General features: G+C 54.8%; 13 protein-coding genes. 7 read left to right on the top strand and 6 right to left on the bottom strand.

The annotated features are described in order from the left end of the window. Position 1 precedes the first annotated feature (1 nt). Both BLU05_RS02635 and BLU05_RS02640 read right to left on the bottom strand, forming a co-directional pair. Positions 2-613, bottom strand: coding sequence for a glutathione S-transferase (locus BLU05_RS02635; protein WP_091877657.1), 612 nt, complete (start codon positions 611-613; stop codon positions 2-4). Beyond that, a complete protein-coding gene (locus BLU05_RS02640) occupies positions 610-1,254 on the bottom strand; it encodes a thermonuclease family protein (RefSeq protein WP_091877658.1) in 645 nt (214 codons plus the stop codon). The genes BLU05_RS02635 and BLU05_RS02640 overlap by 4 nt, the downstream gene beginning before the upstream one ends. Positions 1,255-1,378: 124 nt before the next feature. Here BLU05_RS02640 and BLU05_RS02645 point away from each other — a divergent pair, with 124 nt between their 5' ends. From BLU05_RS02645 to BLU05_RS02655, 3 genes are all read left to right on the top strand, one after another. Beyond that, complete coding sequence (locus BLU05_RS02645) at positions 1,379-2,902, top strand: sensor histidine kinase (protein WP_091877659.1); 1,524 nt, start codon at positions 1,379-1,381, stop codon at positions 2,900-2,902. Between the two features lie 89 nt (positions 2,903-2,991). Beyond that, on the top strand, positions 2,992-3,438 hold the full coding sequence (locus tag BLU05_RS02650; protein WP_091877660.1) for a DoxX family protein: 447 nt from the start codon (positions 2,992-2,994) through the stop codon (positions 3,436-3,438). Positions 3,439-3,621: 183 nt separating this feature from the next. Then, positions 3,622-8,499 carry an autotransporter domain-containing protein gene (locus BLU05_RS02655; RefSeq protein WP_091877661.1) on the top strand — a complete coding sequence of 1,626 codons (4,878 nt, stop codon included), beginning with the start codon at positions 3,622-3,624 and terminating at the stop codon, positions 8,497-8,499. Positions 8,500-8,844: 345 nt separating this feature from the next. Here BLU05_RS02655 and cobT read toward each other — a convergent pair whose 3' ends face one another. Then, positions 8,845-9,864: a nicotinate-nucleotide--dimethylbenzimidazole phosphoribosyltransferase gene (cobT, locus tag BLU05_RS02660; RefSeq protein ID WP_091878441.1), complete on the bottom strand. Its 1,020-nt coding sequence runs from the start codon at positions 9,862-9,864 to the stop codon at positions 8,845-8,847. Positions 9,865-9,987: 123 nt separating this feature from the next. Between cobT and cobS the strand changes: the two genes are divergently transcribed. Genes cobS through BLU05_RS02675 form a run of 3 tightly spaced genes read left to right on the top strand, consistent with a single transcriptional unit; the run spans position 9,988 to position 11,717 of the window. Next, complete coding sequence (gene cobS, locus BLU05_RS02665; protein ID WP_175540506.1) at positions 9,988-10,761, top strand: adenosylcobinamide-GDP ribazoletransferase; 774 nt, start codon at positions 9,988-9,990, stop codon at positions 10,759-10,761. Between the two features lie 18 nt (positions 10,762-10,779). Beyond that, complete coding sequence (locus tag BLU05_RS02670; RefSeq protein ID WP_091877663.1) at positions 10,780-11,013, top strand: DUF1289 domain-containing protein; 234 nt, start codon at positions 10,780-10,782, stop codon at positions 11,011-11,013. Further along, positions 11,013-11,717, top strand: coding sequence for a retropepsin-like aspartic protease family protein (locus tag BLU05_RS02675; protein ID WP_091877664.1), 705 nt, complete (start codon positions 11,013-11,015; stop codon positions 11,715-11,717). The genes BLU05_RS02670 and BLU05_RS02675 overlap by 1 nt, the downstream gene beginning before the upstream one ends. An 8-nt stretch (positions 11,718-11,725) precedes the next feature. Here the strand turns inward: BLU05_RS02675 and dusA are convergent, their stop codons facing one another. Next, complete coding sequence (gene dusA, locus BLU05_RS02680; RefSeq protein WP_091877665.1) at positions 11,726-12,742, bottom strand: tRNA dihydrouridine(20/20a) synthase DusA; 1,017 nt, start codon at positions 12,740-12,742, stop codon at positions 11,726-11,728. Positions 12,743-13,052: 310 nt separating this feature from the next. Between dusA and BLU05_RS02685 the strand changes: the two genes are divergently transcribed. After that, a complete protein-coding gene (locus BLU05_RS02685; protein WP_091877666.1) occupies positions 13,053-14,120 on the top strand; it encodes a porin in 1,068 nt (355 codons plus the stop codon). Between the two features lie 69 nt (positions 14,121-14,189). Here BLU05_RS02685 and phnN read toward each other — a convergent pair whose 3' ends face one another. After that, on the bottom strand, positions 14,190-14,816 hold the full coding sequence (phnN, locus tag BLU05_RS02690; RefSeq protein ID WP_348271751.1) for a phosphonate metabolism protein/1,5-bisphosphokinase (PRPP-forming) PhnN: 627 nt from the start codon (positions 14,814-14,816) through the stop codon (positions 14,190-14,192). Next, entirely contained in the window at positions 14,816-15,955 is a 1,140-nt protein-coding gene (locus BLU05_RS02695) for an alpha-D-ribose 1-methylphosphonate 5-triphosphate diphosphatase (RefSeq protein ID WP_091877667.1), read from the bottom strand. Before BLU05_RS02695 ends, phnN begins: the two co-directional genes overlap by 1 nt.

Here is a 15,955-nt window from a genome sequence, read left to right on the forward strand (position 1 = left end):
TTCACGCCTTGGCGCTTGGCCGGTTTGATACCGCCTCGTACCAGCGCCTCACATGCGTGACATAATCGGGCAGCTGAATCCGGGCGGGCTTGAAGAAATCAATCGCCACGAGCGCTGTAATATCCGCGATGGAATATTCATCGCCCGCGATGAACGCATTGGTCTCAAGCTGCTTGTCCAGAACATCCAGAAAGGCGATGGCCTTTGGCTTGTTTGCCTCGCCCCATTCAGGAATTTGCGGCACCTCCCACTCGACCATAGCCGGATGAATGTGCCGGAAGGCGGAAGCAACCGTAGCAAGGAGGTTAAACTCCACCCGCCGCTGCCACATCTCCACCAAAGCCTTGCCAAGCGCCCCCCGGCCGAACAAAGCAGGCTCCGGATAAAGCTCCTCAAAATAGCGGGAGATAGCCACCGACTCCGCAATCACAGTGCCATCATCAAGTTCCAGCACAGGCAGACGCTGCAAGGGATTGAGTGCGGTGATTTCTGCACAGCGATGTCCCATCGCCCCCATATCAACAGGCACAAGCGGTACCTCGATGCCCTTTTCTGCCAGAAAAATCCTTGCCCGCCGCGGGTTTGGCGCGCGTCCTCCATCATATAGTTTCACCAAAACTCTCCCAATTTCTGATACACCCAATCATAGGCGCTATTGATAGCGTCGAACAACCAGTCCAACAGCGAGGGCGATGTTTCCACGCTGCCTTCATGCACCTTTCGCCAATCCTGCGGCCTGTCAAAGGAACCCGCCCACAGGCCTTTTCGTTCCGCCTTCGCCCGCATTTCCTCGTCATAATAGGCGCCATAGGATGTCGCCTGCCCCGCCTCGACCATCATGCTGTTAAGATTGGTTTCACTGGCAAAACACGTGCCGAGATCGCGCTTATACTTGTCCTGTCCTGTTATCTCGCACCGCACGGCCCTGCTGCTGATCAGCTTGTCCAGTGCCCGCCTTGCCACCTGCCCGCAGGGGTAATCCGCAGGCACCTCGCCGCAACGCTGCGCAAGCTCAGGCGCGTCGATGCCCTTGAGGCGGATATGTTTGCCCGTCAAGACAATCGTGTCACCATCGATGACATAGGCCTTGCCGGTTATCTCCTGCTCATCGCGCGGAATGGACAACCGCGCCGCCAGAAGCGCAACCAGAGCAAAGAAAACCAGCATCAGGATGAAATCAACAAGTTTCCGCGCGAAAGAACGCGGTGGCCGTGCCTGACGTTGCTGATGGTATCCCCGGAAGCGTCCACTCATCGCAAGAATACGTCCATCAAGATTGATTCTCCCGGCAGGTTTGAAGTCTTTTAATCATTTATCCATAGGCTTGCGATGCAATGCTGCCAAATGAGCAGACAAACGATGATCTGGAACAAGGCGCATGGCATTACTCGACGCGGCAAATGCAGACAAAAACATTGTTGACCGGCGCAAACCGCCGCGCAACAAGGATTTGTCTGTTGTCGTGCGCCGCGCCCGTGATCGCCTGATGGAACATGCGGGCGTGAAGCATTTCGAGCGCGAATTGCTGTTCATGCACACCCGCGCCTTGATCGTGAACGCAGCCACGCTCCCGCTTTTCATTGCGATGATTGCAGTGGCCGGTGTTTTCGCCGGGTTTGGCCGGGATATGGTCGTCTGGGCAACCATCACAATCGGCCTTTATGCTGTTCTCGGCCTCCTCGCCCGCCATCTGGATAAAATCGGCATCCACGATGAACAGGTCAAGAACTGGCAGGTTATCTATCTCGGTGGTCATTTCCTCACCAGCATGGGCTGGGCCTATTTCTCCTTTTTGGGCTGTTCCACCTGTGGCATCAGCCTTTTCCCGGTTATTCAGGCGGTTGTGCTGATCCTCGCCATGGCCATCACCGCCATCATCTGCTCGGCCTTGCGCGCTGCCATCCTCGCTGCGTTCACCCTGCCTGTTATCACCTATACAATTCTTGCCACGAGCCATCTGCAAAGTCCGATACAGGCAACGATGGTGATCATGCTTTTTGCCGGGCTGGCGTTCTTCTATCTCGTCGCCACGCGCCTCAACCGCTCGGTTTCCGTATCCCTCGCCCTGCAGGCGGAGAAAGACGCGCTGATTGCCGAGCTTGAAACCGCCAATGCCATGTCCGATGAAGGCCGCCGCCGCGCCGAGGAAGCCAATCTCGCCAAATCACGCTTCCTCGCCTCCATGAGCCACGAACTGCGCACACCGCTCAACGCCATCCTTGGCTTTTCCGAAGTCATGGCCAAAGAAGTGCTCGGGCCCATGCAAAACGCCACCTACCGCGAATACGCAGGTGATATCCATGCATCAGGCGATCATCTGCTCAATCTGATCAATGAAATTCTCGATCTGAGCCGTATCGAAGCCGGGCGTTATTCCATCAATGAGGAACCCCTGCTCCTCAGCGATATTGCCGATGAATGCATCCACATGATGGATTTGAAAGCCCGCAACAAGAGTATCCGGGTCGTTCCCCAATTCGAAACCGGCTTGTGGCGGCTGCGCGCCGATGAGCGGTCGATCCGCCAGATCATTCTCAATCTCCTCGCCAATGCGATAAAATTCACCCCGCAAAACGGCCGCATCGACGTCAAGGTCGGCTGGACAGCGGGCGGCGGGCAATATGTCTCCGTGCGCGACAATGGCCCCGGCATTCCGCCGGAGGAAATTCCCATTGTTCTCTCCACCTTTGGCCAAGGCTCGATCGCCATCAAGAATGCCGAACAGGGTACCGGCCTTGGTCTTCCCATCGTTCAGGCCCTCGTCCACATGCATGACGGTGAATTCCACCTGTTCTCAAAACTGCGCGAAGGCACGGAAGCACTGGCCACCTTCCCTCGCGCCCGCATCCTGCCATCAGCTGAATCGGCAGTAAAAGTCGCAAAACGTCAAAAAGTTGCCTGAAAAACTCAACTTCAATTTATTGTTATTTGCTCGTTATTTAGCACCTGTCCATTGCTGCCATGTGCAACACGTTCACATGGGGAAATTTTATGAACGCAAATGGCAACAACCGTCCGCTGATCATTCCTGCTCTTGGCGGCATCTACACTGGTCTGGCGCAATTTTCTGAAACACTGCTGCGGGTCATCGCCGGGGGCGCGCTGGTCCTGCACGGCTCCGGCAAGATCGCCAATCCGTTCGGCGCTATCGAAATGGTCGAAGGACTGGGCTTTTATCCCGGTGTGTTCTGGTCGCCGCTTCTCGCCGCAACAGAATTCTTCGGCGGCATTCTGCTGGTCCTTGGGCTCCTGACCCGCCCGGCCGCCTTCGCCACCACCATCGTCCTCCTTGTTACCGTCTATTTCCACTGGATCGCAAAGGGTCAGGGCTGGGACGGCTCGGAAAAATCCATCCTCTGGGCGGCAATCTTGTTCTTCTTCGTCATCCGCGGCGCCAGCAATTATTCGGTTGATGCCAGGATCGGTAAGGAATTCTAACTGGCTATCGCTTTGCCGGCACTTATCACAAAGTGCCGGCAAAGCCACCGATCTGCTCCAAGACTGCCTCATACTTATGTTGCACTTGACTATCCCGCGCATTTGCAAATTTATGAGCCGATATTCATTGCCTGCTTTTTTTGATTTTACATTTTAAAAAATTTATAATGGGAACCATATTTCATGTCTTTTCACGCCACAGATGCGGGCTTTTCCGCACGGACTATTCGCCTTTCCATTTTTCGCAAGCATTTGATGAGCAGCGTTTGCGCCGGGTTGATTATTGCAGGTGCTGGACCGAGCGCGCATGCGCAGCAGGTCCCGAGCAAGTATTTTAATGCTGATGGCACACGTACTAGCGATTATGAAGCTGCCAAGAGAAGTTGGCTAGCTGACAAAGAGTTTCAAGGTAACTGGGGATTGAAAGCGATCCATGCTGAAAGCGCCTATGCGCATGGTTTTTCAGGCAAAGACATCAAACTCGGAATCATTGATGAAGGCACCTATAAATATCACCCCGAATTTTCGAAACCAGGCAAGCTGATCCCACTGATTACGAGGGCCATCCGCACAATGGATGATATCCACAATCCCAATGACGCTGCCAGCAAGAAAGGAATGCTCCTCGCAATTGATGGCGGAATGCCATTTTACGGGTTGAAGAATATTGATAATCCATTGGATGGCTATGAAATTAAAGATCACGGTACTCACACAGGCGCGATAGTTGCAGCCCAGCAGGATTATTCCGATAAAGGCATGTTGGGTGTCGCTTGGGGATCCACACTTTATGCATCCAATGGAATAGGTCTTGGCCCCAGTGTAGGTCCGATTGATGCACTAGACCCAGATATCTACGCAGTCGAGATAAATCAGCTAATCGCATCCGGCGCCATTGCGATTAACAACAGTTGGTCAATTGACCCTGCTACAGGTAGGGCACCTTGGCCATTGCCGGATGTCATTCATCAATATACCACAGCTAAGACCCGCGCGAATCTTGACACCGCGGAGCGCGCGACCAAAGCGGGTGTTATTTTGGTTTTCGCTGCGGGCAACGAAGCACGCTCTCATCCAAGCGTTCTCAACGGGTTACCCTACTTCAGGCCAAGTCCGGAAATTGAAAAGCATTTTGTTACCGTTGCCAATTTGCAGAAAAATGATGATCTTAGTGAGTCTTCCAACATTTGCGGCTACACCAAATATTGGTGCCTTTCCGCTCCTGGGACAGATATCCTTTCCGCAGTTGTGACAGGTGATCCTGATCATTTGAAGAGCGCATACAAAGAGCAAAGCGGCACATCCATGGCTGCGCCTCATGTGACCGGAGCGCTCGGACTACTCGCTGAGCGTTATCCATTTCTAACGACCGCCCAAATTCGAGATATAATGCTGACAACAGCAAGAGATCTGGGGGCGACCGGGGTCGATTCTACTTTTGGTTGGGGCGCACTTGATTTGAACAAGGCCCTTAATGGTCCGGGTCAATTCCTTGGGCGGTTTGAAGCCAATCTTGGCCTAGGTAAAAGCGGCACATGGAGCAATGACATCTCGCAGGACGCACTTAATCAGCGCAAGTTGGAAGACGCTGGAGAAATTGCTAAGTGGAATCAGGAGAAAGGCGCAAAGCATCTGTTCGCGAGCCAAACTGAGGCACAATCGAAAACAATGATTGAAAATCAGTCCAGCCGCGCTGCAGACCTACTCAAATCACTGCACGGCGCGATTTCAACTGGTAAGTTTGAGAAAGAGGTTGGTGCGATCCTAGAAAATAACGTGGCTAGCGCATTGTTCTCACGTTTTTTGAAATCGTATCCCTCCGATGCAATAAATTTCAACACCTACCTGAAATGGGCTTCCAATCCGAAAGATCAGGACGCGGTTTTGTATGCTGGCAAACTGAGCGATGGACTAGCGGGGTTTAACCACGCGTCCTTGCAAACCGGCATTCAGACACACCCTAGCGAAGTGGTGGAACTATTCAAATCACTGCAGGGTGCGGTTGCAACAGGCAAATTTGAGAAAGAACTCAAAGCTATTCGAGAAAATGATCTGGCGAATGGATTGTTTTCACAGTTTCTGAAATCGTATCCCTCCGATGCAATAAATTTCAACACCTACCTGAAATGGGCTTCCAATCCGAATGATAACGACGCAGTTACTTATGCTGGAAAATTTGGCGATGGATTGACAAAATTTATTGCTGTAGATTTGCAAACAGCAATTGAGCCTCAGTCCGCCGGTGCGTTAGAACTACTGAAATCACTACAGAGTGCGATTGCGGCCCATAGTTTTGAGAAAGAACTCAAAGCTGTTCGAGAAAATGATCGGGCGAACGGATTGTTTTCCCGCTTCCTGAACCAGCATACACCCGAATCTCTAACCTTTAGCGATATCTTAACACGGGCCTCCGGTGACGATGCCGAAAAAGCAGTTAGGAATAGAGACAGACTAAAAAAAGGATTGGTCGAATTTGCCGAAACAGGATTGCAAACAGCAATTGATCCTCAGTCCGCCGCTGCGTTAGAACTACTGAGATCACTACAGAGTGCGATTGCGGCCCATAGTTTTGAGAAAGAACTCAAAGCTGTTCGAGAAAATGATCGGGCGAACGGATTGTTTTCCCGCTTCCTGAACCAGCATACACCCGAATCTCTAACCTTTAGCGATATCTTAACACGGGCCTCCGGTGACGATGCCGAAAGCGCAGTTAGGAATAAAGACAGACTGGTCGATGGATTGGCTAAACTTTTGAGCCCGTCTTCTTTTTCAATTTCCAATGCCGATATCGAGGAGGCAAAAAGAATATTGCAGGAGCGGATTACTGTAGGTCTTTCGGAATATGATTTTATAGAAGAAAGCCGAGTTCCCTACCTCACCAAGAAGCTCTCCGATCCATCCGCCTATCTCGGCGGATTGACGAAATCCGGTGCCGGATCATTGTGGTTGACGGGGAAGAACACCTATCGCGGTGATACCATTGTCAACGGCGGTGAGCTTGGCATTAGCGCGGGCGGTTCGATCGTTTCGGCGTCCACCATTAATGATACCGGACTTTTGACCGTCGATGGCAGGGTAGCCTCAGTGACCGCAAATTCCGGTGGGATATTGAAAGTCAAGGCTCCGGGTGTCACCGGCGCTGTTACCCTCAATGGCGGTTTTGCCTCGGTTGATGGAACAAGCGGTGCAACTATTGTCAACGCGGACGGCACGCTCGCCGGCGTTGGAACGATAGACAGTCTCGCGGTGCATGCGGACGGTACGGTGTCTCCCGGCAATTCCGTCGGCACATTGCATGTCGGCACACTGCATGTTGACAATGACGCGACCTTTCATGCTGGTAGTTTCTATGACGTCGAGATTGCCCGGACTATGGACAAATCAGACAAACTGCTGATTGGCGGCAAGGCATCCTTACTGGGCGGTACCGTGCTGGTGGGTATGGAAGACAGCGCAGCCCAGCTTGACGAGAAGGAGACAAAGGCTCTTTTCGGCAAGGGCTACGATATCCTGAGAGCCGGAACGATCACCGGCCAATTTGCTGGCCTCGACCAGAAGGTGTTGTTCAACTATATCAGCCCCTTATTGGACTATGGTCAGGCAAATACTGTTTATCTGCGCTTTGATTTTACGCAGACCGCAAAGGATGAGGCGGCACGGAAGCTTGCCGAGCAGTTGGCTGCCGTCAAGCGAGAACAGGAAAGGCTAGAGCAGCAGGGTGTGGACCTCGCACAGGTCGAGCGAGCAAAGGGGCTTGTTGCAGTCAAGCAAGAAGCGGATATAGAAGCTGAACGAGAGCGAGTAGGAGCGCGGGCCGAGGACACAAAAAAAGCGGCGGCGGCCCAACGAGAAGTCGAACGGCTGGAGGCAGCTCTTCTGACAGAAAAGGCAAGAACCTTCTTTCCTTTTGACGCGATCACCCACAACCAGAACAGTGTATGGAGTGGTATTCGATCGCAGGGAATGGGCAATTCTCTGTTTAATACGGTTCTGTTCTCCAAAGCGGGCGAGATATTTGATTACGACGCCCTGTCAGGTGAAGTGCATGCTTCACTGCAAGCTGTGCTTGTTGAGGACAGCCGCTTTGTGCGCGATGCGGCTGCCAATCGCATCCGTGCCGCCTTTGGCAATATGGCAGGTGGCAAAACATCAGCGCCGGTTCTGGCCTATGGTCCTGATGCAAAGAAGGGCAGCAAAGCCGCAGGCGAAGCCTTTGTCCCGCTGCTGCCAGCTGTTCCCACCACTGCCTTTTGGGGTGAAGCCTATGGCTCACGCAGCCATGCGGATGGGACAAGCAATGCATCCGCCTATAGCCGCAATACCGGCGGCTTCGTCACCGGGTTTGACGGGGTGATTGCCGATACATGGCGCTTTGGTCTCTTGGCCGGTTATGGCAATACGTCTGTCAATACGGCGCGTGGTCATGCCACAGCCGACAGCTATCAGGTCGGTGTCTATGGCGGCACCAGACTGGATGCACTGACTTTAAGCCTTGGCACCAGCCTTGCCCATCATCAGATTGATACGCGCCGCAAGGTCGTCTTCGGCGCTATCAATGACAGCAACACCGCAGACTATTCGGCCAACACAGTGCAGTTGTTCGGTGAAGCCGCCTACCGGATCGATACGGCCTATGCCGCCCTCGAACCCTTTGCGGCAGCCGCCTATACGCATCTGAAAACCGATGGCTTTACCGAGACAGGTGGCAAGACTGCTCTGTCAGGTCAATCTGATACAACTGACCTGACCACCACAACCCTTGGTCTCAGGGCCTCACATCGCTTTGCCTTGAGCGAGGGGACTGTCCTCACGGCTCATGGCATGGCGGGTTGGCGGCATGCCTTTGGTGATACCACACCGGAAGCCTCATTGGCCTTTGCCAGTGGCGGTCAGGCTTTTCCGGTCCATGGATTGCCCATTGCATCAGATACAGCCCTCGTCGAGGCCGGGCTGGACTTTGGTATCGGCAAGGCAACCACGCTTGGCCTCAGCTATACCGGCCAGTTTTCCAGCCAGAGCCATGATAACGCCGTCAAAGCCGATCTGACTGTACGATTCTAAGGGGAAACGCAAAATCAACAGGCTGGCGGGAATAGACCTCGCCAGCCCCGGAAACGATGGGTTTTGGTCATGCCACATCAGATCGCCACACAATTGGTCGAATGCAGCCATTGCAGTACCCAGCATATGGTCACATTCCGCATGTCATGCTTCACCTACCAAGGACAAATCCCCGAGGAGTTCGACTGTCTTCACTGTCAAAAACTCCTCGTCAGGGCAAAATGCCTGTCTATTTCAGCCGTCCTGCACCGGGTTCATTCCGATGCAGGGTCAAGGCTGCAAGTTCCAGCGCACCCCTGAAAGCTGACCAGCAAGAAGCTGAATGGTCAGATCAGATGCCAGCCGCTAATCGCGGTTGCTGACACCGGCCTGATCGAATGTTGCCATGCCGCTGTGGCAAAGCGCAGCCGCCTTGACGATACCGGCGGCAAGCGCTGCACCGGTGCCCTCGCCGAGCCGCATGCCAAGATCAAGCAATGGCTTTTTACCAAGCTTTTCCAGTGCCTTGCGATGGCCGGGCTCAGCTGACACATGGCCGAACAGGCAATGGTCGATGGCTTCAGGATTGGCCGCATGCAGGATTGCAGCAGCTGAAGTTGCCACATAGCCGTCGATAATAACCGGGATTTTTTCCACACGGGTGGCTAGAATGGCGCCGACCATGGCAGCAATCTCGCGCCCGCCCAGACGGCGCAGCAGCTCCAGCGGGTCTTTCAAATGCGAAGCGTGCAATGCCACGGCGGTGCGCACGGCATCGGCCTTGCGCGTCAAGCCATCGCCGGTTGCGCCGGTGCCGGGACCGACCCACTCCTCGGCTGTTCCGCCATAAAGGCCATGGAAAATCGCCGCAGCAATGGTCGTATTACCAATCCCCATCTCGCCAATGCACAAAAGATCCGTGCCACCGGCAATGGATTCCATACCAAACGCCATGGTGGCAGCGCAGGTCTTTTCATCCATCGCCGCTTCTTCGGTGATATCAGCGGTCGGATATTCCAGTGCGAGATCAAAAATTTTCAGGCCAAGATCATTGGCGATGCAAATCTGGTTGATCGCTGCGCCGCCAGCGGCAAAATTCTCCACCATCTGTGCCGTGACCGATGACGGATAGGGCGAAACGCCCTTGGCGGTCACGCCATGATTACCGGCGAAAACCGCAACCAGTGGCCGCGTTATCTGCGGACGCGAACGACCGGTCCATGCGGCCAGCCATTCGACAATCTCTTCCATACGCCCCAAGGCGCCTGGTGGCTTGGTCAAGGTCGAATCGCGCTTGCGCACCGCAGCAACAGCGGCTTCATCCGGTCCGGGCAGGGTTTCAATCAGAGTACGGAAATCGTCAAATGGCAGGCCAGTGGTCATGATATTCCTTGCAACCAGGTCTTCATGGCAAATTATCAATGCACGTCCTATAAGCTCTGGCGAAGGAAACGCAAAGGCTATCGGACGGCATTGAATGTCGCGCCCCTCAGCTTACGGGAACATGTCATGGATCTGGTGAAGGAAACGATGCGCGCATTGGCCTTTTTGTCGCGCTGGCCGGTTTCGCCGCAATGGTTCGATGGTTACGAAGGCGCGCTGCACGACACGGTGCGCGGCTTTCCGCTGGCTGGTATTCTGATCGCCCTGCCCTCGGCGATTGTCATCCTTGCGGGCTCAGTGCTCGATTTGCCTGAATTCGTCACGGCATTGCTTGTGGTAACCGCATCGATCATCGTGACGGGTGCGCTGCATGAGGATGGCCTCGCCGACGTGGCCGATGGTTTTTATGGCGGTAAAACCCGCGAGCGGCGGCTTGAAATCATGAAGGATTCGGCCATCGGCTCCTATGGAACACTTGCGCTGATCATCTCGGTTCTCATGCGTATCGCCTTCTATATGGATATTCTTTCCGAGCTCAGCCCCGCCGCTTCCATCGCCATTCTCGCCGGAACAGAAGCGGCAAGCCGCGCAGTTCTGGTCAAATTCTGGCAGATGCTGCCCTCAGCGCGTGAAGGCGGCGTCGCCGACCGGGCGGGCACGCCAACGGCGAATGCCGCCAATTTTGCCCTCATCATCGGCGCGGTTGTGTTTTCTATCGCCTATGGCGCAGCCGGAGGACCTTTTGCCGTGATTGTTCCCGCATGTCTGACCGCATTGGTCTTTTATGGGTTTTCAGCCCTATGCCGCGAGAAAATAGGTGGGCAAACCGGGGATACATTGGGCGCCATGCAGCAACTGGCAACAACTTCCCTTTTGCTCGGGCTTGTCATAACACTCTAACCGCACCAAATTTGGGATATGAGCACCATCGAGTCACCCTGCATTCTCGTCTGCGCCATCGATATGAAAACCGGCTACTGCTTCGGTTGCGGGCGCACGCGTGAGGAAATCGGTGCCTGGTCGGTGATGACGCCTGAAACACGCCGCACCGTCATGGCTGGCCTCCCCGCCCGCATGGAAGCCATTGAACGCCGCCCGCGCCGCGAAACGCGCAGGGGCCGTATGGCGCGCGAGAAAGAACAGGGTATCTGATGCCACGGCTGTTCTGGATAATCATTGCACTCATGGCCGGAACGGTATTGCTCCTTATTGCCAACAATGGCAGCGGCACGACGCTTGGCCTTGCCAATGATCAATTTGCGCGCTTTGCCTATATGAGCATCTGGGGCATCGTGCTCGCCGCCGGTCTTCTCGGTTCCGGCATTCCGCTCAGCCACTTCCTGCGCAACATGGCCGTGTGGCTGATCATTTTGCTCGCACTGGTTGCGGGGTATCAATATCGCTACGAATTGCAGGATGTCGGCCACCGCATCACGGCTGGCCTCATTCCCGGCAGTCCGATTTCCGCCCGCGATGGCGATGGCGCCGTGACCGTTACCCTGGCCAAGGCTGAAAGCGGTCATTTCGAGGTCAATGGCTCGGTAAACAACACGTCGATAGGCTTCATGGTTGATACGGGAGCCTCATCCATTGTGCTGTCCTATGATGACGCAAAGCGCGCCGGGCTCGATCCGGATAAGCTGTCCTACCGAACGCCGATCATGACAGCCAACGGCTCAACCACAGCGGCGATTGTCACATTGGATGAGATCAGGATCGGTGCCATTACGCGGCGCAATATCCGCGCCATGGTGGCGCAGGATGGGCGCATGGATGGCAGCCTTCTCGGCATGAATTTCCTCAACACCTTGAACGGATTTTCCGTGCGCGGCGACCGGCTGATCCTGTCGGATTAGCCAAAGCCTCAGGCAGCCTGATCGGCCATCCCCGTTTGCACGGCCTCATAGGCGCGGCGGATAACACTGCTATCCGCATCCGGCTTGTTTGCTTCGGTGGAGAGTATCTGGCGCCAGCGCCGCGCTCCGGCAGCACCATGAAACATCCCGACCATATGGCGTGCCACATGGGAGACGCGGCCACCCTGACGGATATGATTATCCGCATAGGCACACATATGATCGATGATCGCGTCAATCGACACGGCTTGCGGCGCATCACCATAAATCGCCGCATCCACATCAAGCAGCATCATTGGATTGTTATAGGCGGCACGGCCAAGCATCACCCCATCCACATGATTCAGATGATGAAGCGCTTCATCGAGCGTCTGAATACCACCATTGATCCCAATGAATTGACTCGGGTTTTGCCGCTTGAGGCGGTAGACGCGATCATAGTCCAGCGGCGGAATATCCCGGTTCTCTTTGGGTGACAGTCCCTTGAGCCAGGCTTTGCGGGCATGGACCCACAGCGCATCCGCTCCAGCGGCGAAGACGCCACCCGCAAGATCATCAAGCGCGGGTTCAACATCCTGATCGTCAACGCCGATACGGCATTTCACCGTCACGGGAATGGAGACCGACTGTTTCATGGCAGCCACGCAGTCCGCCACCAGACCCGGCGTTTTCATCAAACAGGCACCGAACGTGCCGGATTGCACGCGGTCAGACGGGCAGCCGACGTTCAGATTGATTTCGCGATAGCCAAAAGCTTCCCCCACTCGCGCGGCTTCCGCCAGCTTCGCCGGATCGGACCCGCCAAGCTGAAGCGCGACAGGATGCTCATCACTGGAAAAGCCCAGAAGCCGGTCGCGATTGCCATGGATCGCGGCGTCGGCAACGATCATTTCCGTATAGAGCAAGGCGTGGCGTGTGAACTGCCGGTGCAGTGTCCGGCAGTGGCGATCGGTCCAGTCGATCATCGGTGCAACAGCAAAGCGGTTGTGCCCATATCCCTTGTCCTGTTCAGCCGTTTCCGCCACGTCTCAGTTCTTTCGATTGGTTATCTGACACCCATTGGCGCCAGTCATGATTGATGAAAACGAACATGGGGCAGCCAAACGGCCCTGCCCACCTCTTGCACATCACGCCGCCCCTCATAATCCGCCATGCCGATTTTGTCTACCAAACCGAGGATTTGGCTTGTTAAACCCGATGCATAAAAGCCGGATGCGGTAGCGTGATAAAACCGCAACAAGCTTTATCGAACCGGTGGTTCGACATTATTTCAGTCTTACGTCATCATAAAAACCGGCCTAGAAATGATTCACTGATTTGAATGGAGGCTTCCAAATGAACATCAAAGGTTTTCTTTTCGGTTCAGCTGCAGCACTTGTTGCAGTTACTGGCGCGCGTGCGGCAGATGCTATCGTTGTCGCAGAACCGGAACCGGTTGAGTATGTTCGCGTTTGCGATGCTTACGGCAAAGGCTTCTTCTACATTCCCGGTACCGAAACCTGCCTGAAGATTGGCGGCTATCTGCGTTACGACGCATCAGCGGGCGATGATGTTTATAATGGCGGGGACCGCGACACATGGAACAAGCATCTGCGTACGGAAATTCGCTTTGATGCCCGTTCCGAAACTGAGCTTGGCACCCTGCGCTCTTACATCCAGACCCGTTTCGAATATACCGACGGCGTCAACAGCGGCGGCTCCATTCCGCAGGCATTTATTGAGCTTGGTGGTTTCCGCATCGGTGTTGCCGATGAAATCTTCGGATCATGGACCAATTATGCGGGCGATATCGTCAATGATGATGTGATCAACTACAACAGTTGGGCGAGCAATCAGGTCAGCTATACCTATGCTGCCGGCAATGGCATCTCTGCAATCATTGCTGCCGAACAGGGCTCGGTCAATGAAGGTTACTCCGATTATGTTATCGATGACTACCTGCCGCATCTTATGGCAGGTGTGAAGTTCGAACAGGGTTGGGGCGGCGTCAGCGCAATTGGTGGCTATGACTCAAACGTCGAAGAATTCGCAGGCAAGTTGCGCTTCGATCTCAAATTCACCGATACGTTCTCTGCCTTCCTCATGGGTGGCTATCAGTCCGGTTATGACGACAGCCGCGTCAAGCGCAACTTCCTTGCGCCTTGGCATGGTGATTGGGCTGCCTGGGGCGGACTTGCCGCCAAGGTTTCTGACAAGGCAACGATCAATGGTCTTATCGGCTACGAATCCGAGGGCACCATTGCTGCGGCTCTGAATGTTGGCTACGAAATCGTTCCGGGCTTTGTGATCACACCGGAACTGAACTACACCAAGTTTGATGGCGACCGTAAGGCGGATTCAATTGCCCATGGTGGTAGTGACGATGCATTCGGTGGCACACTGCGCTTCCAGCGCAATTTCTAAACAAATCGCAAAAGCATAATAAAACCGGGGGCTTGCTCCCGGTTTCTGCATATATGAATTGAATTCAGTTCAGATTTGTTCCGAAACAGCCGCAAACGCAGCGGATTTCTTCAGAACTGCAACAAATGCAGCACCGGCATTGGCGACAACACCAGAATTATCGATCATCACGGCATCCAATGGATCGCAAGGGTTTGGTGCCGCCCGCATCAGGCGACGCTTGATTTCCTCAGCGCCTTCCCGCCCGCGCGCGGCAAGGCGCTGCGCCAGAACCTCATGCGAGGCCGTAATGTGCACCACGATGAAATTGGCATAGGACTCCCGCAACGCAGGCAGAATTGCCCGCGAGACATTGGCAATGGCAACGGTACCCTGTTCCACCTGCAGGTTTACCGAAACAGGCAGCCCATAACGCAGGCCATGCGCTTCCCAGCAGTGGCAGAACGCCCCTTCCCGCTGCGCGGTCAGAAACGCCTCTTCGCTCAAGCTGTCATGGTCTTCTGCATCGACAGTCGATGGCCGTGTCACCACGCGGCGCACGAAATGGAAATCCGGTTGGCCGCGCAGCGCCTCCCGCGCGAAATCCATGATTGTGTCCTTGCCCGCACCGCTTGGGCCGACCACCGCGACAAACACGCCGTTGCGCAAAGGGGCTGAGGCAGGATTGAGCGCGCGTTCGATCGTTGCCGCCGCCATCAGACTACCCGGCGGCCTTCGCGCCAAACGGTGCGCACAACGGGAATGTGCTCATCAACACGAACCCGGACCAGATCGGCACGCTTGCCAATGTCGATAACACCGCGATCATCAAAACCAACAGCTTCGGCTGGATTTTTCGTCACCAGCCGCACCGCGTCGGGCAGGGTGATGCCATCGACAACTTCACTGAGGAAGAAGGTCGACTGGATCAGGCTGAACGGAATATAATCCGAGGACAGAATATCGAGGTGGCCGTGTTCGACCAATTCGCGAGCCGAAACATTGCCCGAATGCGAGCCGCCACGAACAACGTTCGGTGCCCCCATCAGCACAGCGAGCCCCGCCGCTTTTGAAGCAGCAGCCGCTTCCAGAGTCGTTGGAAATTCAGCCACATGAATGCCCTGCTCAATCGCTTCATCCACATGGGCTGATGTCGCGTCATCATGGCTGGCCAGCACAATGCCACGCTCGCGGCACATATCAGAAATCGCCTTGCGCTGGGGTGCAGAGTTACGCGCAGATTCTTCCATGCGCTTTTCGCAGAACACAGCGAATTCCACATCGGAAAGCTTCAGCTTGCGCTGATAGTAGTAGGCATAGGTTTCGAGATTGACGAACTGGCGCTGGCCGGGAGCGTGATCCATCAGCGATGCCAGCCGCACGCGGCTGTCATTATCGAAAAAGTGAAAGCCATTGAGGCAATCGGCTTCCGATACTTCGCAGCGCAAGTGAAAATAATGGTCGGCGCGCAAGCGGTCCTGCTGCACGCTGTCTTCAATCGCATCGGCCAGCTTGCGGATTTCCTCGGCTGACATATCCGCATCGCGGTCAAGACCGATCCGCAGCGCATCGAGAACCGTGGTGATGCCTGACGTGGCAATCTGCGCATCATGGGCAAGCACGGCGGCAATCGGGTTCCAGCGCACGCGCGGACGCGGTGCATAATGCCCCTCCAGATGATCCGTATGCAATTCCACGAGACCGGGAATGAGATAATCGCCGTCAAAATCCTCGCCGCCCGCAATTGTGCCGGTTGAGATATCGGCAATCTTGCCATCACGGATCAGGACCGATCCGGTGATAACCTCGTTTTCGAGAACGATTTGCGCATTGTTCAGGCTCAATTCGGCGGACAT

It is taken from the genome of Phyllobacterium sp. OV277 (assembly GCF_900104355.1).
GTDB lineage: Bacteria > Pseudomonadota > Alphaproteobacteria > Rhizobiales > Rhizobiaceae > Phyllobacterium.